The following is a 19,628-nucleotide window of genomic DNA, read 5'->3' as shown; positions in this document are numbered from 1 at the left end:
CAAAACGCGGGTAAACATGGCGTCCCCTAGGGGACTCGAACCCCTGTTACCGCCGTGAAAGGGCGGTGTCCTAGGCCACTAGACGAAGGGGACGTAACCTTCGTGCCGGTTCATTTTCACAAACCGCGGCAAAATTGGTGGAGCTAAGCGGGATCGAACCGCTGACCTCCTGCATGCCATGCAGGCGCTCTCCCAGCTGAGCTATAGCCCCGAAAACAAAAGGCTCATCCAATATACGAATGAGCCTCTTTAAGCCCCGCAAAACGCGGGTAAAAGTGGCGTCCCCTAGGGGACTCGAACCCCTGTTACCGCCGTGAAAGGGCGGTGTCCTAGGCCACTAGACGAAGGGGACGTAACCTTCGTGCCGGTCCGTTTTCACGTACCGCGGCAAAATTGGTGGAGCTAAGCGGGATCGAACCGCTGACCTCCTGCATGCCATGCAGGCGCTCTCCCAGCTGAGCTATAGCCCCGGATTTCTAGCCTCTCGGCCCAGCGACACAATGAAACATCGCTTGTGCAAAACTGGCGTCCCCTAGGGGACTCGAACCCCTGTTACCGCCGTGAAAGGGCGGTGTCCTAGGCCACTAGACGAAGGGGACGAACCTTCTTACCTTCAAGACCCGGTTGCTGGACCCGGTCTTGCTTATCAGCCTTGGCTGCTAAGCGGAATTTGGTGGAGCTAAGCGGGATCGAACCGCTGACCTCCTGCATGCCATGCAGGCGCTCTCCCAGCTGAGCTATAGCCCCACAATGTCGCTTTGAGCAGAATCGCTGACTGGGTGGCTGGCGTTTCGTTTCGCTCATCGCTGTGGACGGGGCGCATATTAAGATCGGATTGCACGGCTGTCAAACGAATTTTTGAAATTATCCAAAAGTTTTTTCACAGATAACAATCACTTACCGCCCTGCCCTTTGTTCTCCCATGGTTTTCTGAGCATTTGAACCTGTGGTAACGGGCAAGCCTGCGCCCACAGGTTCGCGCTAACGCCACGTCAGGCGATAGTCGCCAGCAGCTTTTCCCACTCTTTGTTTTCTTTCTTCGACACGCCACCGAGCAGGTCCAGGGCCTGGCGCAAGCGGTAGCGCGTCAGGTCCGGGCCGAGAATTTCCATGGCATCGAGCACCGACACCGAGCTGGCCTGGCCAGTAATGGCGGCAAACATCAGCGGCATGGCGTCACGCAGCTTCAGTTCCAACGCCTCGACCACCGCCTGGATGCAGCCGGTAATGCGGTCCTTCTCCCACTGGCGCAGGCTTTCGAGCTTCCACAGGATCAACTGGATGACCTGACGCACCTGGTCGCCCGACAGCTTTTTGCTCTCGAACAGCTTGGCATCAAGCTTCAGCGCGCCTTCGAAGAAGAAACCACCCAGCGGTGCAACCTGGCTGAAGGTTTCGACCCGGCCCTGCACGTGCGGGGCGATCTTCATCATGTAGTCGCTGTTGAACGCCCATTTCTGCAGGCGTGTGGCGAATTCTTCGACCGGCAGCTCACGCAGCCACTGGCCATTGAGCCAGGACAGTTTCTCGATGTCGAAGATCGGCCCACCGAGCGAGATGCGCGACAGGTCGAAGTGCTCGACCATCTCGTCCAGGGAGAACTTCTCGCGCTCATCCGGCATCGACCAGCCCATGCGGCCGAGGTAGTTGAGCATCGCCTCGGGCATGAAGCCCATGCGCTCGTAGAAGGTCACCGAGGTCGGGTTCTTGCGCTTGGACAGCTTGGACTTGTCCGGGTTACGCAGCAGCGGCATGTAGCACAGCTTCGGCTGCTCCCAGCCAAAGTACTCGTACAGCTTGATCAGCTTCGGAGCCGACGGCAGCCACTCTTCGCCACGCAGAACGTGGGTGATGCCCATCAGGTGGTCGTCGACCACGTTGGCCAGGAAGTAGGTCGGCAGGCCGTCGTTCTTCATGAGCACCTGCATGTCCATGCGGTCCCACGGGATTTCGACGTCACCGCGCAGCATGTCCGGCACCACGCAGATGCCTTCGCTCGGCACCTTCATGCGGATCACGTGGGGCTCGCCGGCGTCCAGGCGGCGCTGTACTTCCTCGGCGCTCAGCAACAAGGCACGGCCGTCGTAGCGCGGGGTCTCGCCACGGGCCATCTGCTCGGCGCGCATCTGCTCCAGCTCTTCGGCGGTGCAGAAGCAGTAGAACGCGTGGCCGGCATCGACCAGTTGCTTGGCGTACTGGGCATAGATCTCGCCACGTTCGCTCTGCCGGTAAGGGCCGTGCGGGCCACCAACATCCGGGCCTTCGTTCCATTCGATGCCGAGCCAGCGCAGGGCGTCGAAGATCTGCTGTTCCGACTCGCGGGTGGAGCGCAGTTGGTCGGTATCTTCGATGCGCAGGATGAACTCACCGCCGTGCTGCTTGGCAAAGCAGTAGTTGAACAAGGCGATGTAGGCGGTGCCAACATGGGGGTCGCCCGTGGGCGATGGCGCGATGCGCGTGCGTACGGTGGTCATGGAAGGTCTCGAACGAAAGATGAAACAAAGGCGGGATGTTAGCAGGGAGCAGGCACCGGGCTCCAGCAATCGCGCGAACGACACTGTCGAGGGTAGGGTCAACAGCCTGTTCGCAGCCTCCGGCGCCCAGTTCAGCCTGCTACCACCCGACAACGCCTGCGCAACCTGGGGGGCGCCATCGGCATCGCGCTGCTTGCCACCTTGCTGGATGCGCGGACCAAGGTGTACTTCGACTACCTGCGCGAGTCACTGGTGCCGAGCAATCCGCAGGTGGCAGAGCGCCTGGCACAACTGGCGGAGCGGCAGGCGCAGATCATGGCGTACAACGACGCCTTCCATATTTGTCGGGATCGGCTTGGCGGTGAGCATGGTGGCAGTGCTGCTGACGCGCAAGCTGCCGGAGGGGTTGAAGGCTGGCGAAGCGCACTGAATGGGCGCTTAGCTGCACTGGCCTCTTCGCGGTGCGGCGATCCGCCCCGCGAAGAGGCCAGTGCAGGTGGCGAAGCATCAGCTGGTAATCAGCCGCTCGCGCAACTGGGTAATTTCGTCGCGCAACTGCGCCGCAGCCTCGAACTCCAGGTCGCGGGCGAACTGCATCATCTTCTCTTCCAGCTGCTTGATACGCTTGGTGATTTCGCCCGGCGTGCGCAGCTCTGCCTCGTAGCGGGCGCTCTCCTCCGCGGCCTTGGCCATGCCTTTGCGCTTTTTGCTGCGCGAGCCAGGCACCGTGGCACCTTCCATGATGTCGGTGATGTCCTTCACCACCCCCTTGGGCACGATACCGTTGGCCAGGTTGAAGGCAATCTGTTTCTCCCGACGCCGCTCGGTCTCGTCGATGGCCCGCTGCATCGAGCCAGTCATCTGGTCGGCGTAGAGGATGGCCCGGCCATTGAGGTTACGCGCAGCCCGGCCGATGGTCTGGATCAGTGACCGCTCTGAACGCAGGAAGCCTTCCTTGTCGGCATCGAGGATCGCCACCAGCGACACTTCCGGCATGTCCAACCCCTCACGCAGCAGGTTGATGCCCACCAGCACATCGAAGGTACCCAGGCGCAGGTCGCGGATGATTTCTACCCGTTCGACAGTGTCGATGTCCGAGTGCAGGTAGCGCACCCGCACGTCGTGATCGGCCAGGTAATCGGCGAGGTCTTCGGCCATGCGTTTGGTCAGCGTGGTCGCCAGCACCCGTTCACCGGCATCGACACGCTTGCGGATCTCCGACAACAGGTCATCGACCTGGGTCAGCGCCGGGCGGATTTCTACCTGAGGGTCGACCAGACCGGTCGGTCGCACCACCTGCTCGACCACCCGCCCGGCATGTTCCGCTTCATAAGGGCCGGGGGTTGCCGAAACGAAAATGGTCTGCGGGCTGACCGCCTCCCATTCATCGAAACGCATGGGCCGGTTGTCCAGCGCCGAGGGCAGGCGGAAACCGTACTCGACCAGGGTTTCCTTGCGCGAGCGGTCACCCTTGTACATGGCGCCGACCTGGGGAACGCTGACGTGCGATTCGTCGATCACCAACAGCGCATCCGCTGGCAGGTAATCGTAGAGGGTGGGTGGCGGTGCGCCCGAGGGGCGCCCGGACAGATAGCGGGAGTAGTTTTCGATGCCGTTGCAGTAGCCCAGCTCGAGGATCATCTCCAGGTCGAAACGGGTGCGCTGCTCCAGCCGCTGCGCTTCCACCAGTTTGTTGCCCTTGTGCAGGTATTCGAGGCGGTCCTTGAGCTCCTCCTTGATGCCCTCGACCGCACCCAGCAGCGTTTCGCGCGGGGTGACGTAATGGCTCTTGGGGTAGAAGGTGAAACGCGGCAGCTTGCGAAAGACTTCACCGGTGAGCGGGTCGAAAGCGGCGATGTTCTCCACCTCGTCATCGAACAACTCGATACGGATGGCTTCAAGGTCGGACTCGGCCGGGAACACGTCGATCACATCGCCCCGCACGCGGAAGGTGGCACGGGCGAAATCCATCTCGTTGCGGGTGTACTGCAGGTCGGCCAGGCGGCGCAGCAAGGCGCGCTGGTCGAGCTTGTCGCCGCGGTCCACGTGCAGGACCATTTTCAGGTAGGTTTCGGGGCTACCCAGGCCATAGATGCACGACACGGTGGTGACGATGATCGCGTCACGCCGCTCGAGCAATGCCTTGGTCGCCGACAGGCGCATCTGCTCGATGTGGTCGTTGATCGACGCGTCCTTCTCGATGAAGGTGTCGGACGACGGCACATAGGCTTCGGGCTGGTAGTAGTCGTAATAGGAAACGAAGTACTCGACCGCGTTGTTCGGGAAAAACGCCTTGAACTCGCCATACAACTGCGCGGCCAGGGTCTTGTTAGGCGCCAGCACCAGGGTCGGGCGCTGCACCTGCTGGATGACGTTGGCGATGCTGAAGGTCTTGCCCGAGCCGGTCACCCCGAGCAGCGTCTGGTGCGACAGCCCGGCCTCGATGCCTTCGACCATCTGGCGAATGGCTTCGGGCTGATCGCCGGCCGGCTGGAAACGGGTGACGAGCTGGAACTCGGACATGAGGGACCTCGCGGTGCTGCAGCAACTGTAAATTTAGCCAGTAGTCTATACCCAAATGCGCCCATTCGGGGCCGGTTTCAAACCCCGGGTGTGAACGCTTATTGCTGTGGACACGGCAAATAGACCAATGGTCAAAAAATATTTGCGCAAATGCCTGGAAAAGCTGTGCCAGAGTGTCGCAGTGACCGGTCGGTATCACTATACTGACTCCCCGTTTGTGCACCGCTTCAGTGCATTCGGGCTGGAGCGTGTACGTCCTATCACTCTCCATTCAGAGCCAAGGTAACAATGAGCCTGTTTTCCGCTGTCGAGCTGGCACCCCGCGACCCTATTCTGGGCCTCAACGAAGCATTCAACGCCGATCCACGTACCGACAAGGTCAACCTTGGCGTGGGCGTCTACTGCAATGAGGAAGGCCGCATTCCGCTGCTGCGCGCCGTGATCGAAGCCGAGACCCAGCGTGCTGCCCAGCATGCCTCGCGCGGCTACTTGCCGATCGACGGCATCGCCACCTATGACCAGGCCGTGCAAAAGCTGCTGTTCGGCGCCGAGTCGCCGCTGCTGGCCGCCGGCCGTGTCGTCACTGTGCAAGCCGTTGGCGGCACCGGTGCTCTGAAGATTGGCGCCGATTTCCTCAAGCGCCTGTCGCCCAACGCCGTGGTGGCCATCAGCGACCCAAGCTGGGAAAACCACCGCGCGCTGTTCGAGACCGCAGGTTTCCCGGTACAGAACTACCGCTACTACGACGCTCCGAGCCACGACGTCAACCGCGCCGGCATGCTCGAAGATCTGAACAGCCTGCCGTCCGGCTCGATCATCGTCCTGCACGCCTGCTGCCATAACCCGACCGGCGTCGACCTCACCCTGGACGACTGGAAAAACGTCCTGGAAGTGGTCAAGGCCAAAGGCCACGTGCCATTCCTCGACATGGCCTACCAGGGCTTCGGTGACGGCATCGCCGAAGACGCCTTCGCCGTACGCCTGTTCGCCGAGTCGGGCCTGGACTTCTTCGTCTCCAGCTCGTTCTCCAAATCGTTCTCGCTGTATGGCGAGCGCGTGGGCGCACTGTCGATCGTGACCGGCTCCAAGGACGAAAGCACCCGCGTGCTGTCGCAGGTCAAGCGCGTGATCCGCACCACCTACTCCAACCCGCCGACCCATGGCGCGACCATCGTCGCCACCGTGCTCAACAACGATGAGCTGCGTCAGATGTGGGAAGACGAGCTGGGTGAAATGCGCCAGCGCATCCACGGCATGCGCAAGCAGATGGTCGAGCTGTTGGCGACTTACGGTGCCAAGCGCGACTTCAGCTTCGTCGGCCGCCAGGTTGGCATGTTCTCGTACTCGGGCCTGACTGTAGAGCAGGTCGCGCGCCTGAAGAACGAGTTCGGCATCTACGCGCTGGACACTGGCCGTATCGCGGTAGCGGCACTGAACCAGAGCAACATCCACGTGGTCACCAAGGCCATCGTCGAAGTCCTGTAACTGTTTGATTCTGCTCTAGTTTACCGAGGGGAAGCTTGACTTCCCCTTGGTGATCAGTAAGATGAACGCAGATTCCGCGATAGCTCAGTCGGTAGAGCAAATGACTGTTAATCATTGGGTCCCTGGTTCGAGTCCAGGTCGCGGAGCCAAACACTGAAAACCTCCAGTTGCGCAAGCACTGGAGGTTTTTTCATTTCCGGCCCTGCTACTGCTGCAGCGGCTCGGTCACAGGCTTGCCTTCATCCACCAGGCTCCACACCAACAGCTTGGCAGGCCTGCTTTTACTGGCATTGCGCGACACACTGTGCACGGTCCCAGGCGCTTCGTACCAGTACTCGCCGGCCTTGTAGGTCTTTTCTTGCTCATCATTGAGCTTTGAAACCACCGCACCTTCCAATACGTAGGCCATGACTGCCCCAGGGTGTTGGTGGGCGGGCGACGCCTGGCCGGGGGCATAGCTGACGGTGAGCATCACCGCCTTTTTACCGGTGGCGTTGCTGGGTATTTTTTCTTGCAGGACCTGGACCTGATCGGGGGCATCGCCATGCGCCCAGGCGGGGATATGGCCGGCGAGCAGGCCAATGCTGATGAGCGAGGCAATGGCAAAAGATGAGGGTTTCATGGGCTACTCCTGATGGGCGACTGCCAGCAGGTTAGGCCCGGTGGTGCCTGGGGAAAATGGCCAATGCGGCGAAAAACCAGGAGGCCTATTACGGCCCCTGCTCTCAGGTACGCCCGATCAGATAGAACTCACCCTGGCTCCAGACCCCTAACCACTCCTCACCCTCGATGATGCGCGGCACCGCCAGCTCGACCAGCTGATAGAACACATTGCGATGAATCAGCGCATCGAGGTTGCTGCGCATCAGCACATAAGGTGAAGGCTCCTGGGTAACAGGATCGATCTCGACCCGCAGCGGGTTAGCCGGGCCCGCCTCGACCTGGTCATCGACATTGCTGGTAAAGCGCAGCACCTGTTGCTCACCACTGCCCAGCACCTCCAGGGCAATCGCGACAAAGGGCGCATCATCGACACGGATACCGACCTTCTCCACCGGTGTGATCAGGAAGTAGTCATCACCATCGCGGCGGATGATCGTGGAAAACAGCCGCACCATCGGCTTGCGCCCGATTGGCGTACCCAGGTAATACCAGGTGCCATCGCGGGCGATGCGCATGTCGATGTCGCCGCAAAAGTCCGGGTTCCACAGATGCACCGGCGGCAGCCCCTTTGCTTTGGGGATTTGTGCCAGAAGATCATTGGCCTTGCCGGAATCGCTCATCACACTTGCCTCATTCGCTCATGCCCAGAAGGCTACGAGCGTACTCGCGCATCGGCGCGGCAAGCAAATCTTCCGGCGTGTTGTCGTGGAACGTCAACAAACCGCCACGACTCTTGATGCGGGCCGTGTCGATCAGGTAGCGGGTATTGGTTTCGATGAGCATCATCTGCACCACTCCGGTATCCCAACCCAGCCGGTCGACCGCCTGCTCGTCATACCACTCGTCACCGTTGCCGATACGGTCGTCGGTGCGCGCGAAACGGGTGTACAGCACATAGTCCGCGCCCACCGAGCGCGCCTCGGCCATCGCTTCCTCCAGGCCAAGCGGGCCTTGGGCGCGGCGCACCAGCGGGAAATACTCGACGAAACCCTTGAACGCCTCGTCGGCCACCACATTTTGCCGCGGCAACGGGCCTTTACCGGGGGGCATGAACGCGCCCTGGCCAATGAAGATAAACGAGTCGGGCTGCAGACGGATTGATAGGGTCCGGCGGGTATCGCTGTGGTCGAGCAGACCGGCATCGCTCATGTGGTAACGGACGCCCTCGCCCATATCGCTGACATTCATGCAGCCGCCCAACGCCATCAGCGCCAGCAGCAAGACCAAGCTACGCATCTTTCCTCCAGTGGCCGGCGACGAAAAACCGGCGAATAGCCGGCGGATGCAGCTTTTGCGCCAGACTCAGCCGCCGATCACCTTCATCACTGTCACCCCCCCGGAAAACGCCACATCCTGTTTGTCTGCCAGGGCCTTGACCAGCAGCCGCTGCAAGGCGGGAAGCGCTTGATGACGCGGCTTTTCCAACAGGTCGCCGACAAAGTGGCGATTGCTCGACGACAAGCAGCCATGCAGCCAACCGGTGGATGACAAACGCAGCCGCGAACAACTCCGGCAGAACGGCACGCTCTCGTTGGCGATCACACCGAAATGGCCTTTACCGGGGACCTGGTAGCGCAGGGCAGTGGCATCCACCGCCGCGTCCACCTGCTCGTAGGCATGCTCGGCCCCGATCAGCCCGAGCAAGTGGTCAAGGCCAACGAACTGCTGCAGGAAAGCATTGCGGTCATTGGCCAGATGGCCCATGCGCATGAGCTCGATGAAACGCAGCTCAAAACCCCGCGCCAGGCAGTAATCGAGCATCGGCAGAACCTGGTCGAGGTTCTGGCCGCGCATCGGCACCATGTTCACCTTGATCTGCATACCCTGCGCGCTGGCTTGCTGCATGCCCGCCAGCACGCTGGCAAGGTCGCCACCGCGGGCGATGCGGCGAAAAGCCAGTGGGTCCAGGGTATCGAGGGATACATTCAGACGGCGGATGCCTGCTGCGCGTAGCTGTGGCAACTTGCGCGCAAGCAACTGGCCGTTGGTGGTCAGCGAGATATCGCCGAGGGGGAGCTTGGCCACGGCAGCCAGAAAATCGTCCAGCCTAGGGCTGACCAACGGCTCACCACCGGTAATGCGCAAACGCTCGATGCCAGCGGCTTCAATCAGGTAGGCAACGCCCCGCGCCAACGCCTCGGCAGGCAACTCGTGCTGCGCCGCCACCAGGCGCTTGCCATCGGGCACGCAGTAGGTACAGGCATAGTTACAGGCAGCCGTCAGGCTGACACGCAGGTTACGAAAGCGCCTGCCTTGACGATCGACAATCATGGATGACTCCGGCATGGATGAAGCGGGGCTGGCAAAACCTGACTCATAAATCAGGTTTTTGCAAGCCCCTTGTTCATGCCGGGTCAACTGCAAGGGCCCCGCAGCGGCCCTGCTCTGTCAGTTGGCGGGTTCTGGGTCGCGTTTGCGCTTGTTGCCCATGCGCACGCCGATGTCCATGAGGAACTGGAAGAAACCTTCCTGATCTTCGAGCACGTTGCTCCAGAACGGCGAGTGGTACAGCGCCACGGCGCCATGTACCAAGGCCCAGGCCGCGCAGTAGTGGAAGTACGGCGGTACGTCTTCGAGCTTGCCTTCGCTGATACGGCCCTTGATCAGCTGGGTCAGGCGATCGAAGTTGGAGGCGCGGATGCTGTGCAGCTGCTCGACCATCTCCGGCACTTGATTGCCCTTGACCACCTTTTCTTCCAGGCGGTCGAACAGCCGGTAGCGCTGCGGATCGCGCATGCGGAACTCAAAGTAGGCGCGCGACAGGGCTTCCTTGTCACGGTCGACGTCGGCCGAATGCAACAGCTCGTTCAAATCGCGCTCGTAGTCGAGCATCAGGCGCAGGTAGATCTCCGCCTTGGACTTGAAGTGCTTGTAGATCGTGCCTTTGCCGATACCCACGGCGTCGGCGATCATCTCGACGGTGACGCTGTCTTCACCCTGTTCGAGAAACAGCTTGAGCGCCGTATCGAGGATTTCCTGTTCGCGACGGCGAAACTCACGGACCTTACGAGGTTCTTTCTGCATAGGAAGGACTGGTTGACGATCGAAGCGGTTTATTATGCCTAACTTGCGGGAAATTGCACGGATCATCCAACCATGTCTATGTTTCACGATGAGTTCGATCAAACCCCGGGGCTGCGCTACCTGAACCACGCGGCCATCGCCCCCTGGCCACGCCGGGCTGCCGAGGCGGTGGCACGCTTTGCCCGCGACAACGTTTGCCTGGGTGCCAGCGAGTACCCGACCTGGCTGGCGACCGAGCGGCGCCTGCGCGAGCGGCTGGCGCGGCTGATCCACGCCCCCTCGCCCGGCGACATCGCCCTGGTGAAGAACACTTCCGAGGGGCTGTCGCTGGTCGCTTTTGGCCTGGACTGGGCGCACGGCGACCAAGTGGTGATCAGCGACGAGGAATTCCCCTCCAACCGCGTCGTATGGGAAGCCTTGGCCGACCGTGGCGTGCAGGTGATCCAGGCCAGCCTGGCGGGGCCCGACCCCGAGGCCACGTTGCTGGCGGCCTGCGGGCCATGCACCCGCTTGCTGGCGATCAGCGCCGTGCAATTCGGCAGCGGCCTGCGCCTTGACCTGGCCCGCCTTGGTGAAGGTTGCCGGGTACGCAATGTGCTGTTTTGCGTCGACGCCATCCAGCAGGTCGGCGCCCTGCCCTTCGACGTGCAGCGCTTTCAATGCGATTTCGCCATGGCCGATGGCCACAAGTGGATGCTCGGCCCCGAGGGGTTGGGGCTGTTCTATTGCCGCGCCGAAATACGCCCGCAGCTTGAGCTCAATGCGTATGGCTGGCACATGCTGGAGCACCTGGGCGATTTCGAGCGGCGCCAATGGCAGCCGGCGCGTAGCGCGCGGCGTTTTGAATGTGGTAGCCCGAACATGCTCGGTGCCTGCGCCCTGGAGGCGAGCCTTTCGTTGCTGGAGGAGGTCGGGATCAGCACGGTAGCGCAGCGCTTGCAGCAGCGCGTGGCGCAGTTATATCAAGGCTTGGCTGCGGTGCCTGGCGTTTTGCTGCAGACACCCGCTGATCCCGACAGGCGGGCGGGCATCGTCACATTCAGTATCAAAGGCCAGGATAGCGTGCAGACTCAAAAGGCATTGATGGCTGAGCGCACAATTTGTGCCCTACGGGGCGGTGGCGTGCGATTTTCACCGCATTTCTATACCAGCGAGCAGCTAATTGACGAAGCTGTGCAGCAGGTTCGCCGGCTGGCCATGCATTGAGAGCGGGGATGGATACCGGACGTATTCCAAATCTGTTTAAAAAACGACCAATAGGGACTGGCACTGTGCCAAACCTGACCAATACTTGAACTGTTGGCGCGGCGCATCCCCCCCAAGTGGCGCGCCGATAAAGGTGCTCAGGGACCGCGTACCTTTGTTTTACTCCTAATGGTCTTAACCCGGATTCCCTCCCCCAGAACCCGGGTTTTTTTTGCCTGTTTGAAGGGGTGCCCTCAGACCACACGTGCCAAGGGGAACAAGCGCTTGAAGTTCGCCGTGGTCTGCTCCGCCAACTGCTCATAACTGGCCCCACGCAACGAGGCGACATACTCGGCCACTTCGCGCACATACTGCGGCAGGTTCGGCTTGCCCCGATACGGAATCGGCGCCAGGTAAGGCGAATCCGTTTCCACCAGCAGGCGGTCGACCGGCACTTGGCGTGCCACCTCACGCAAGGCGTCAGCATTGCGGAAGGTGACGATGCCCGACAACGAAATGTAATAGCCCAGGTCCAGCGCCGCCTTGGCCATGTCCCAGTCTTCGGTGAAGCAGTGCAGCACACCGGCCTGAGGCAGGTTCGCCTCGCGCAGCAGCGCGAGGGTATCGGCCCGCGCTGCACGGGTATGCACGATCACCGGTTTGCCGGTCTGGCGCGATGCCTCCAGGTGCAGGCGAAACGATGCCTGCTGCAACTCGGCCGCTTCCGGCTCGTAGTGGTAGTCCAGGCCGGTTTCGCCGATCGCCACAACATGCGGGTGTGCCAACTCACGCAACAGCCACTCCAGCGCTGGGGTCTCGCCCGGCGCCAGGTCCAGTGGATGCACCCCCACCGAGCAGTCGACATCGGCGTACTGCTCACTCAGGGCCTTGACCGCCCCGGCGTTATCGGCACTGACGCCAATGCACAGAAAATGCCCGACCCCGCGTTCGCGCGCAGCCTGCAGGGCAGCATCGAGCGAGCCCTGGTGGGCACTCAGGTCAAGACGGTCAAGGTGGCAATGGGAATCTACGAGCATGGGATAACGGCACACATGAATAAAAGGGAAAGTCAGCGGGCGCCCGGCAACTGCTGCCAGTGAGCCAGCAGCGCTTCGAGCAGCAGGGCGCGATTGAGGTTGGCTTTGCCCAGCACCTTCTGGCGCTGCTCCAGGACCCACGCCTGAACCTGCAGCACCTTCGCCTGGCGGCTCTTTTGCGCCAAGTACTGCACGACCTTGCGCATATCGGCCAAGCCTAACCCTTCTTCGTCCTGGGTCAACTGATAGCGCAGGATCAGGTGCGACCAGTCGCAGAACCAGTCGAACAGCAGCAGCAGCGGCACACCACTCCAGGCATCGGCCAGCTGGCTAGGGGACTGTTGCTGCTTGAGCAGTTTCTTCACCCCATCGGTGACCAGCGCGCGCTGTTCACGTATGCCCTGTGCCTGCAAGCTGACCGCCCTCAACGGCGAACCTGCGGCCAGGGTCAGCAGCTCTTCGCGCTCGGCTTCATCGCTGTCGGCCAGCGCATTGGCAAGCCAGGCTTGGCTCTGGGCCAGGCTGGGCTGCGGGCAGACGACCTGCTGGCAGCGGCTCTTGATGGTCGGCAGCAGGCGGCTGGGCTGATGGGTAACCAACAGCAGGACGGTATCGCCCGAAGGTTCTTCAAGGCTTTTGAGCAACGCATTGGACGCATTGACGTTCATCGCCTCGACCGGCTCGATCAACACGACCTTGCGCCCGCCCAACTGCGCAGTCTGCACCACGAAGGCCACTAACTCGCGCACCTGATCGACCTTGATCGGCTTGTCGGCCTCCTCCGGCTCCAGTACGTAGTTGTCCGGGTGGCTACCGGCCTTGAGCAACAGGCAGGACTTGCAGGTGCCGCAGGCATCCAGCCCCTGAGGGTGCTGACACAACAAACGCGCCATCAGGCGCTCGGCCAGGGCTCGCTTGCCGATACCCTGCGGCCCATGCAGCAAGTAGGCGTGTGCGTGCTGGCTGCGACCGGCCAACTGCTGCCAGATGGCTTGCTGCCAGGGGTAGGCCTCAGCCACGGCAACGCTCCAGGATACCCGGCAGCAGTGCGTCGATGGCGCGCTGCACGGCCTCCAGGGGCTGCGCGGCATCCAGCAGGCTGTAGCGCTGCGGCGCGCGATGGGCACGCTGCAGGTAGGCTTGGCGCACCGCCTCGAAGAATGCCTGGCCTTCCTGCTCGAAACGGTCCAGGCGGCCACGTGCGGCAGCACGGGCAAGGCCGACTTCGACCGGCAGGTCGAAGACCAGGGTCAGGTCTGGGCGCAGGTCGCCTTGGACGAACTGCTCCAGTGTGGCGATGCGCTCGACGGACAATCCCCGCCCACCGCCCTGATAAGCGTAGGTAGCATCGGTAAACCGGTCACACAGCACCACCGCCCCCCGGGCCAGGGCAGGCCGGATCACCTGCGCCAGGTGCTGGGCGCGCGCAGCGAATACCAGCAGCAGCTCGGTATCCGCCGCCATGCTTTCATCGCTTGGCGCCAGCAGCAACTCGCGCACCTTTTCGGCCAGCGGTGTACCGCCCGGCTCGCGGGTCAGCAGCACATCCAGGCCATGTTCGCGCAGGCGCGCCGCCAGGTATTCGCGGTTGGTGCTCTTGCCCGCGCCTTCGGGGCCTTCCAGGGTAATAAACAAGCCGCTCACAGGCAGTCCTTAAGGTTGTTCTTCGGGCGTCGGTGCATCGGCCGCTGCGGGGTCGCCGGCCGGGGCCGATTGCTGAACGGGGGCCGCGTCGGGCTCAGGCTGCGCAGACGGCTGGTCCGCTGCGGGCGCATCGGGCTCGGTGGCCTCGCTGGCACCCGGCTGGGCCTGCGGCGCCGGGCTCGAGCGGTAATCCGCACGCCGCTTGAGCTGGAACTCGCGCACCGCCGAATTGTGGTCGTCCAGGTCGTCGGAGAACACATGGCTGCCATCGCCGCGGGCAACGAAGTACAGGCTGGTGCCAGTGGCCGGATTGAGCGCAGCGTGAATAGCCTCGCGCCCGACCATGGCGATCGGCGTCGGCGGCAAGCCGGTCATGGTATAGGTGTTATAGGGCGTCGGCTCGCGCAGGTCGGCACGGGTAATTCTGCCGTTGTAGCGCTCGCCCATCCCATAGATCACGGTCGGGTCGGTCTGCAGCATCATGCCCAGACGCAGGCGCCGCACGAACACGCCAGCAATCTGCCCACGCTCTTGTGGGATGCCGGTTTCCTTCTCCACCAGCGAGGCCATGATCAGCGCCTGGTAAGGGTCGCGATACGGCAGGTCGGTGGTGCGCTCCGACCATTCTTTGGCCAGCACTTCGTCCAGGCGCATGTAGGCCTGTTGCAACAACTCGATGTCGCTCATGCCACGCACGAAGCGATAGGTATCCGGGAAGAAGCGGCCCTCGGGGAACACGCCGGTGTGGCCAAGCTTGTCCATCACCTCGGCGTCCGTCAGGCCGTCCAGCGTGTGCTTGATCTTTTCGTGCTTGGCAACGGCCGAGCGCACTTGGCGGAAGGTCCAGCCTTCGACCAGGGTGAGGTTGTACTGCACCACATCGCCACGGCGCCACGCGTCGAACAGCTGCTCGACCGTCATCCCCGGGGTCAGGCGGTACTCCCCAGTATGCAAGGGCGTGCCAGCCATATTGAAGCGCCAGTAAAGCCGCAACCAGAAGGCGTCATCGAGCAGCCCATCGTTCTGCATGCGGTAAAACATGCGGTTGGGGTTGGTGCCATTGGGCACGTCGAGCAGGCGCTCCTGCGTCACGTGCAAGGGCTGCTCCAGGACCGAGTTGACCTTCCAGGCCGACCAGCCCAAAGCCAGGCCGGCCAGGATCAACCCCATTTCCAGCAGCAGCAGGAATTTGCGTCTCACGAATTCAGGTATCCAGTAACGTACGGGCAACGGCCTGCAGTTTACGGGTGAGTGGGCCCGGCGACCAGTTCAACGCGGCAAAACCCCGCACAGGCCAGACACCATAGACACTGTTGCACACGAATACCTCATCCGCCTGCTCCAGTTCATCGAATGCCAGGTCGCGGACCTGTACGGGGATGGCCAATGCCTGGGCCTGCTGCAGCAACGCGGCACGCATCACGCCGGCGACGCCGCAGCGGCTGAGGTCTGCGGTCAGCAGCACACCGTCACGCACCAGAAACAAATTGCTATACACCCCTTCGACTACCCTGCCCTGCCCATCACGCATCAGGCCTTCGGCATGCTCGCCGCCCTGCCATTCGGCACGGGCCAGCACCTGCTCCAGGCGATTGAGGTGTTTGAGGCCGGCCAGCAGCGGTTGCTCCCCAAGCCGGGTCTGGCAAGGGAACAATTGCACACCGAGTTCGGCATGTTCGACAGGATAGCTGGGCAGCGGGCCACCCTGAAGGATGCGCCGCGGCGCCGCACCGGCAACCGGGGCATAGCCTCGCTGGCTGTCGCCACGGGTGAGGATGAGCTTGGCAACGCCATCACCTAGCTGGCTGGCGTAACGCCGGATTTCGTCTTCGACCAACGCCAGGTCGACGTCGATGGCCAGGCGCCGGCAACCCAGCGCCAGGCGTGCAAGGTGGCCGGCCAGCAAGCTCGGCCGGCCGCCTCGCACGGCGATGGTCTCGAACAGACCATCGCCGTAGGCCAGGCCGCGGTTCTGCAGATTGACTGCATCCGCCGGCTGGCCGTCGAGCCAGCTGTGCATCAACCAGCGAACCGGCGGAACACCAGCGAGCCGTTGGTGCCACCAAAGCCAAACGAGTTGGACAGCACCACGTCGATCGGCATGCTGCGCGCCTGGTGCGGCACGAAGTCGAGGTCACAGCCCTCGTCCGGCTCATCCAGGTTGATGGTCGGCGGCGCCATCTGGCTGTTGATTGCCAGTACGCTGAAGATCGCTTCCACCGCGCCCGCAGCCCCCAGCAAATGGCCAGTCATCGACTTGGTCGAACTGACCGCGAGCTTGTAGGCATGCTCGCCGAACACACGCTTGATCGCAGCCACTTCGGCCACATCGCCCGCCGGGGTCGAGGTGCCATGGGCGTTGATGTAGCTGACCTCTTCAGGCTGGATGCCAGCGTCGCGCAGGGCATTGGCCATGCAACGGGCAGCACCTTCACCGGAATCGGGTGGCGAGGTCATGTGGTAGGCGTCGCCGCTCATGCCGAAACCAACCAGTTCGGCATAGATGGTCGCGCCACGGGCCTTGGCATGTTCAAGCTCTTCGAGCACCAAGGCACCAGCACCGTCGGACAGCACAAAGCCGTCACGGCCTTTGTCCCATGGACGGCTGGCACGGCTTGGCTCATCGTTACGGGTCGACAGCGCGCGCGAGGCACCGAAGCCGCCCATGCCCAGGCCGCAAGCGGCCATCTCGGCGCCACCGGCGATCATCACGTCGGCTTCACCGTAGGCGATGTTGCGCGCGGCCATGCCGATGCAGTGGGTGCCCGTGGTGCAGGCGGTGGCAATGGCGTAGTTCGGCCCCTGCAGCCCCAGGTGGATCGACAGGAAGCCGGAGATCATGTTGATGATCGAACCCGGCACGAAGAACGGCGAAATGCGCCGCGGGCCTTGCTCATGCAAGGTCCGGCTGGTTTCTTCGATGTTGGTCAAGCCGCCGATGCCCGAGCCCATGGCCACGCCAATACGCTCGCGGTTGGCGTCGGTCACTTCCAGGCCGGCATTACGCACCGCCTGGAAACCGGCCGCCAGGCCGTACTGGATGAACAGGTCAAGCTTGCGGGCCTCTTTGGCCGACAGGTACTGCTCGACCTCGAAGCCTTTCACCGAGCCGCCGAAACGGGTGGAGTAGGCAGCTAGATCCGTATGTTCGATCGGACCGATGCCACTGCGGCCAGCCAGAATGCCCTGCCAGGTACTCGGTACATCGGTACCCAGTGGTGACAGCATACCCATACCGGTGACCACGACGCGTCTACGCGACACAGTACTCTCCTTTTCTAATAACAGAGTCTCTTGGCATTGCATTCATGCGATGGAATGAAATGACAACAGGCTCTCGGTGCGCGGTGAACGATACCCTTGAGCCAAGGGGGGCTCGCAAAGAAAAAACCGCACGCCAGCAAAGGCAGTGCGGTTTTTCCCGACAAGTAGCGTCGACTAAAACGTCTTAGGCCTTGTGGCTGTTGACGTAGTCGATAGCGGCTTGAACGGTAGTGATCTTCTCGGCTTCTTCGTCTGGGATTTCGGTCTCGAATTCCTCTTCCAGAGCCATCACCAGCTCAACGGTGTCAAGCGAATCGGCACCCAGGTCATCGACGAAGGACTTCTCGTTGGTCACTTCCTCTTCCTTGACGCCCAGTTGCTCGGCGACGATTTTCTTGACGCGTTCTTCGATGGTGCTCATACCTAGTTTTCACTCCTAATGGACATATGTCAGGCAGCTGGCCGGTGACCAATTTTATAGAAAGACGTTCGCTTTTCAAGCTAAACGCACCTTCGAATTAGTCACCCGACCCTCTGCCTGGAATCTGGTTGCAGCTTTATAACGGATTTTAGGCTCGCAGTATGACTCTTTTTTTACGAAATCCGTCACATTGAGTTGCAGTTTTACATGTACATCCCGCCGTTGACCGGCACGGTAGCACCGGTCACATAGGCTGCGCCGTCGGACGCCAGGAAGGAAACCACCTTGGCGATTTCCTCGGCCTGGCCCAGGCGGCCCAGCGGAATCTGGGTCTGCAGGGCTTCGCGCTGCGCTTCTGGCAGCTCACGGGTCATGTCGGTGTCGATGAAGCCTGGGGTCACCGAGTTGACGGTGATGCCTCGCGAGCCCACTTCACGCGCCAGGGCGCGGCTGAAGCCTTCCAGGCCAGCCTTGGCGGCGGCATAGTTGGCCTGACCAGCGTTACCCATGGCACCGACGACCGAGCCGATGCTGATGATACGACCCCAACGCGCCTTGGTCATGCCGCGCAGCACGCCCTTGGACAGACGGTAGAGGCTGTTCAGGTTGGTGTCGATCACGTCGAACCACTCGTCGTCCTTCATGCGCAGCATGAGGTTGTCGCGCGTGATACCTGCGTTGTTGACCAGGATGGCCGGTGCACCGAACTGCGCGGTGATGGCGCCCAGCACCGCTTCGACGGACTCGGCGCTGGTCACGTTCAGCTCCATGCCGGTACCGGTGATGCCGTGCTCTTTCAGGGTAGCGCCGATGCGCTCGGCACCGGAGGCCGATGTGGCGGTGCCGATCACGGTCGCGCCCTGGCGGCCCAGTTCGAGGGCGATGGCCTGGCCAATGCCACGGCTGGCGCCGGTGACCAGTGCAACTTTACCTTGCAGGCTCATGCAAGCTTCTCCAATTCAGGCCAGCGCCGCGCGGGTGGCGGCGACGGCATCAGGGGTATTGAGGTTGTAGGTGGTCACGCCGTCGGCGCAACGCTTGTTGAGGCCGGCAAGGACTTTGCCTGGGCCGCATTCAACAAGATTGACAGCGCCATTGGCGGCCAGGGTCTGTACGCATTCGACCCAGCGCACGGGCTGGTACAGCTGCGCCAGCAGGTCGTGCTTGAGCGCATCGAGGTCGGCGGCGATGGCGGCGGTGACGTTCTGCACCACCGGGATCTGCGGGGCCTTCCACTCGATGGCGTTGACCGACTCGGCAAAACGCTCGGCGGCAGGCTTCATCAAGGCGCAGTGCGATGGCACGCTGACCGGCAGCGGCAAGGCACGCTTGGCGCCTTTGGCCTTGCACAACTCGATGGCACGGTTCACCGCCGCAACGTTACCGGCAATGACTACCTGGCCCGGAGAGTTGAAGTTCACTGCACTGACCACTTCATCTTCGGCCGCCTCGACGCAAATGGCCTTCACTTCATCGTCGCCCAGGCCAAGAATTGCGGCCATGGCGCCGTGACCGGCCGGCACAGCCTCCTGCATCAGCTCACCACGGCGCTTGACCAGCTTGACCGCGTCTTTCAGCGACAGGCTGCCAGCGGCGACCAGCGCGCTGTATTCACCCAAGCTATGGCCCGCAACGAACGCAGGCTTTGCGCCGCCCTCTTCCAGCCACAGGCGCCACAAGGCGATAGAGGCGGTAAGGATGGCCGGCTGGGTCTTGTCGGTTTGGTTGAGTTGCTCTTCCGGACCTTCCTGGACCAGCTTCCACAGGTCGTAGCCCAAAGCTTCGGAAGCTTCCTTGAAGGTTTCGACGATCACCGGCTTCTGGGCGCCGAGTTCGGCGAGCATGCCCAGCGACTGGGAACCCTGACCAGGAAAGACGAATGCGAGGGATGCAGACATTGAACAAGCC

At 62.2% G+C, this 19,628-nt stretch carries 18 protein-coding genes, 7 tRNA genes and 1 pseudogene; 4 read left to right on the top strand and 22 right to left on the bottom strand.

Going from position 1 to position 19,628, the window contains the following annotated elements; all coding sequences use genetic code 11:
- Positions 1-17 precede the first annotated feature (17 nt).
- From HU770_RS15235 to gltX, 7 genes are all read right to left on the bottom strand, one after another.
- Positions 18-93, bottom strand: a tRNA-Glu gene (locus tag HU770_RS15235).
- 42 nt (positions 94-135) lie between these two features.
- A tRNA-Ala gene (locus HU770_RS15230) sits at positions 136-211 on the bottom strand.
- A gap of 65 nt (positions 212-276) precedes the next feature.
- Positions 277-352 (bottom strand) — tRNA-Glu (locus tag HU770_RS15225).
- A 42-nt stretch (positions 353-394) separates the two neighbouring features.
- A tRNA-Ala gene (locus HU770_RS15220) sits at positions 395-470 on the bottom strand.
- A 53-nt stretch (positions 471-523) separates the two neighbouring features.
- Positions 524-599 (bottom strand) — tRNA-Glu (locus tag HU770_RS15215).
- A gap of 72 nt (positions 600-671) precedes the next feature.
- A tRNA-Ala gene (locus HU770_RS15210) sits at positions 672-747 on the bottom strand.
- A gap of 245 nt (positions 748-992) precedes the next feature.
- Positions 993-2,474, bottom strand: a complete 1,482-nt coding sequence (gltX, locus tag HU770_RS15205) for a glutamate--tRNA ligase (protein ID WP_033700555.1) — start codon at positions 2,472-2,474, stop codon at positions 993-995.
- Positions 2,475-2,630: 156 nt separating this feature from the next.
- Between gltX and HU770_RS15200 the strand changes: the two are divergent.
- Positions 2,631-2,904, top strand: a pseudogene (locus tag HU770_RS15200) (EmrB/QacA family drug resistance transporter); the annotation flags it as partial.
- A 77-nt stretch (positions 2,905-2,981) separates the two neighbouring features.
- Here HU770_RS15200 and uvrB read toward each other — a convergent pair.
- Complete coding sequence (gene uvrB / locus HU770_RS15195; RefSeq protein ID WP_033700558.1) at positions 2,982-4,997, bottom strand: excinuclease ABC subunit UvrB; 2,016 nt, start codon at positions 4,995-4,997, stop codon at positions 2,982-2,984.
- Between the two features lie 288 nt (positions 4,998-5,285).
- Here uvrB and HU770_RS15190 point away from each other — a divergent pair, with 288 nt between their 5' ends.
- Positions 5,286-6,482 carry an amino acid aminotransferase gene (locus HU770_RS15190; protein ID WP_047583564.1) on the top strand — a complete coding sequence of 399 codons (1,197 nt, stop codon included), beginning with the start codon at positions 5,286-5,288 and terminating at the stop codon, positions 6,480-6,482.
- A gap of 73 nt (positions 6,483-6,555) precedes the next feature.
- Positions 6,556-6,631, top strand: a tRNA-Asn gene (locus tag HU770_RS15185).
- A gap of 56 nt (positions 6,632-6,687) precedes the next feature.
- On the opposite strand, the gene HU770_RS15180 is transcribed toward HU770_RS15185, so the two are convergent.
- From HU770_RS15180 to HU770_RS15160, 5 genes are all read right to left on the bottom strand, one after another.
- The gene (locus tag HU770_RS15180) at positions 6,688-7,104 is read right to left on the bottom strand and encodes a cupin domain-containing protein (protein ID WP_186664089.1); all 417 of its coding nucleotides are present in this window, start codon (positions 7,102-7,104) and stop codon (positions 6,688-6,690) included.
- A 103-nt stretch (positions 7,105-7,207) separates the two neighbouring features.
- Complete coding sequence (locus HU770_RS15175) at positions 7,208-7,765, bottom strand: DUF1285 domain-containing protein (RefSeq protein WP_186653843.1); 558 nt, start codon at positions 7,763-7,765, stop codon at positions 7,208-7,210.
- Positions 7,766-7,775: 10 nt separating this feature from the next.
- Entirely contained in the window at positions 7,776-8,381 is a 606-nt protein-coding gene (locus HU770_RS15170) for a DUF4823 domain-containing protein (protein ID WP_186664087.1), read from the bottom strand.
- Positions 8,382-8,447: 66 nt separating this feature from the next.
- Positions 8,448-9,416: a radical SAM protein gene (locus HU770_RS15165; RefSeq protein ID WP_186653830.1), complete on the bottom strand. Its 969-nt coding sequence runs from the start codon at positions 9,414-9,416 to the stop codon at positions 8,448-8,450.
- Positions 9,417-9,533: 117 nt separating this feature from the next.
- A complete protein-coding gene (locus HU770_RS15160) occupies positions 9,534-10,169 on the bottom strand; it encodes a TetR/AcrR family transcriptional regulator (RefSeq protein WP_019473685.1) in 636 nt (211 codons plus the stop codon).
- Positions 10,170-10,241: 72 nt separating this feature from the next.
- Here HU770_RS15160 and HU770_RS15155 point away from each other — a divergent pair, with 72 nt between their 5' ends.
- Entirely contained in the window at positions 10,242-11,375 is a 1,134-nt protein-coding gene (locus tag HU770_RS15155) for an aminotransferase class V-fold PLP-dependent enzyme (protein WP_186664085.1), read from the top strand.
- 233 nt (positions 11,376-11,608) lie between these two features.
- Here the strand turns inward: HU770_RS15155 and HU770_RS15150 are convergent, their stop codons facing one another.
- From HU770_RS15150 to fabD, 9 genes are all read right to left on the bottom strand, one after another.
- Positions 11,609-12,391, bottom strand: a complete 783-nt coding sequence (locus HU770_RS15150; protein ID WP_033700566.1) for a TatD family hydrolase — start codon at positions 12,389-12,391, stop codon at positions 11,609-11,611.
- A gap of 32 nt (positions 12,392-12,423) precedes the next feature.
- The gene (locus HU770_RS15145) at positions 12,424-13,410 is read right to left on the bottom strand and encodes a DNA polymerase III subunit delta' (protein ID WP_186664083.1); all 987 of its coding nucleotides are present in this window, start codon (positions 13,408-13,410) and stop codon (positions 12,424-12,426) included.
- The gene (gene tmk, locus HU770_RS15140; protein ID WP_033700568.1) at positions 13,403-14,035 is read right to left on the bottom strand and encodes a dTMP kinase; all 633 of its coding nucleotides are present in this window, start codon (positions 14,033-14,035) and stop codon (positions 13,403-13,405) included. Before tmk ends, HU770_RS15145 begins: the two co-directional genes overlap by 8 nt.
- A 9-nt stretch (positions 14,036-14,044) precedes the next feature.
- Positions 14,045-15,235, bottom strand: coding sequence for an endolytic transglycosylase MltG (gene mltG, locus HU770_RS15135; protein WP_186664081.1), 1,191 nt, complete (start codon positions 15,233-15,235; stop codon positions 14,045-14,047).
- Between the two features lie 4 nt (positions 15,236-15,239).
- Positions 15,240-16,055 (bottom strand): aminodeoxychorismate lyase, encoded by an 816-nt coding sequence (pabC, locus tag HU770_RS15130; RefSeq protein WP_186653807.1) that lies wholly within the window; start codon positions 16,053-16,055, stop codon positions 15,240-15,242.
- The gene (gene fabF / locus HU770_RS15125; protein ID WP_033700571.1) at positions 16,055-17,299 is read right to left on the bottom strand and encodes a beta-ketoacyl-ACP synthase II; all 1,245 of its coding nucleotides are present in this window, start codon (positions 17,297-17,299) and stop codon (positions 16,055-16,057) included. The genes pabC and fabF overlap by 1 nt, the downstream gene beginning before the upstream one ends.
- A 184-nt stretch (positions 17,300-17,483) precedes the next feature.
- Complete coding sequence (gene acpP, locus HU770_RS15120) at positions 17,484-17,720, bottom strand: acyl carrier protein (RefSeq protein ID WP_008096410.1); 237 nt, start codon at positions 17,718-17,720, stop codon at positions 17,484-17,486.
- Positions 17,721-17,923: 203 nt separating this feature from the next.
- A complete protein-coding gene (gene fabG, locus HU770_RS15115; protein WP_033700572.1) occupies positions 17,924-18,664 on the bottom strand; it encodes a 3-oxoacyl-ACP reductase FabG in 741 nt (246 codons plus the stop codon).
- A gap of 15 nt (positions 18,665-18,679) precedes the next feature.
- Positions 18,680-19,618, bottom strand: a complete 939-nt coding sequence (gene fabD, locus HU770_RS15110; RefSeq protein WP_033700573.1) for an ACP S-malonyltransferase — start codon at positions 19,616-19,618, stop codon at positions 18,680-18,682.
- Positions 19,619-19,628: the final 10 nt, after the last annotated feature.

The sequence above is a fragment of the Pseudomonas sp. SWRI68 genome, assembly GCF_014269165.1.
GTDB lineage: Bacteria > Pseudomonadota > Gammaproteobacteria > Pseudomonadales > Pseudomonadaceae > Aquipseudomonas > Aquipseudomonas capeferrum.
Note: the sequence above shows the minus strand (reverse complement) of the source record. Positions and strands in the feature narration are given on the sequence as shown.

Coding starts and splice junctions, on each gene's coding strand:
- uvrB (WP_033700558.1), bottom strand. CDS start 4,997: ATGTCCGAGTTCCAGCTCGTCACCCGTTTCCAGCCGGCCGGCGATCAG.
- HU770_RS15175 (WP_186653843.1), bottom strand. CDS start 7,765: ATGAGCGATTCCGGCAAGGCCAATGATCTTCTGGCACAAATCCCCAAA.
- HU770_RS15170 (WP_186664087.1), bottom strand. CDS start 8,381: ATGCGTAGCTTGGTCTTGCTGCTGGCGCTGATGGCGTTGGGCGGCTGC.
- gltX (WP_033700555.1), bottom strand. CDS start 2,474: ATGACCACCGTACGCACGCGCATCGCGCCATCGCCCACGGGCGACCCC.
- HU770_RS15190 (WP_047583564.1), top strand. CDS start 5,286: ATGAGCCTGTTTTCCGCTGTCGAGCTGGCACCCCGCGACCCTATTCTG.
- HU770_RS15160 (WP_019473685.1), bottom strand. CDS start 10,169: ATGCAGAAAGAACCTCGTAAGGTCCGTGAGTTTCGCCGTCGCGAACAG.
- pabC (WP_186653807.1), bottom strand. CDS start 16,055: ATGCACAGCTGGCTCGACGGCCAGCCGGCGGATGCAGTCAATCTGCAG.
- HU770_RS15155 (WP_186664085.1), top strand. CDS start 10,242: ATGTCTATGTTTCACGATGAGTTCGATCAAACCCCGGGGCTGCGCTAC.
- acpP (WP_008096410.1), bottom strand. CDS start 17,720: ATGAGCACCATCGAAGAACGCGTCAAGAAAATCGTCGCCGAGCAACTG.
- HU770_RS15180 (WP_186664089.1), bottom strand. CDS start 7,104: ATGAAACCCTCATCTTTTGCCATTGCCTCGCTCATCAGCATTGGCCTG.
- HU770_RS15150 (WP_033700566.1), bottom strand. CDS start 12,391: ATGCTCGTAGATTCCCATTGCCACCTTGACCGTCTTGACCTGAGTGCC.
- HU770_RS15165 (WP_186653830.1), bottom strand. CDS start 9,416: ATGATTGTCGATCGTCAAGGCAGGCGCTTTCGTAACCTGCGTGTCAGC.
- fabG (WP_033700572.1), bottom strand. CDS start 18,664: ATGAGCCTGCAAGGTAAAGTTGCACTGGTCACCGGCGCCAGCCGTGGC.
- fabD (WP_033700573.1), bottom strand. CDS start 19,618: ATGTCTGCATCCCTCGCATTCGTCTTTCCTGGTCAGGGTTCCCAGTCG.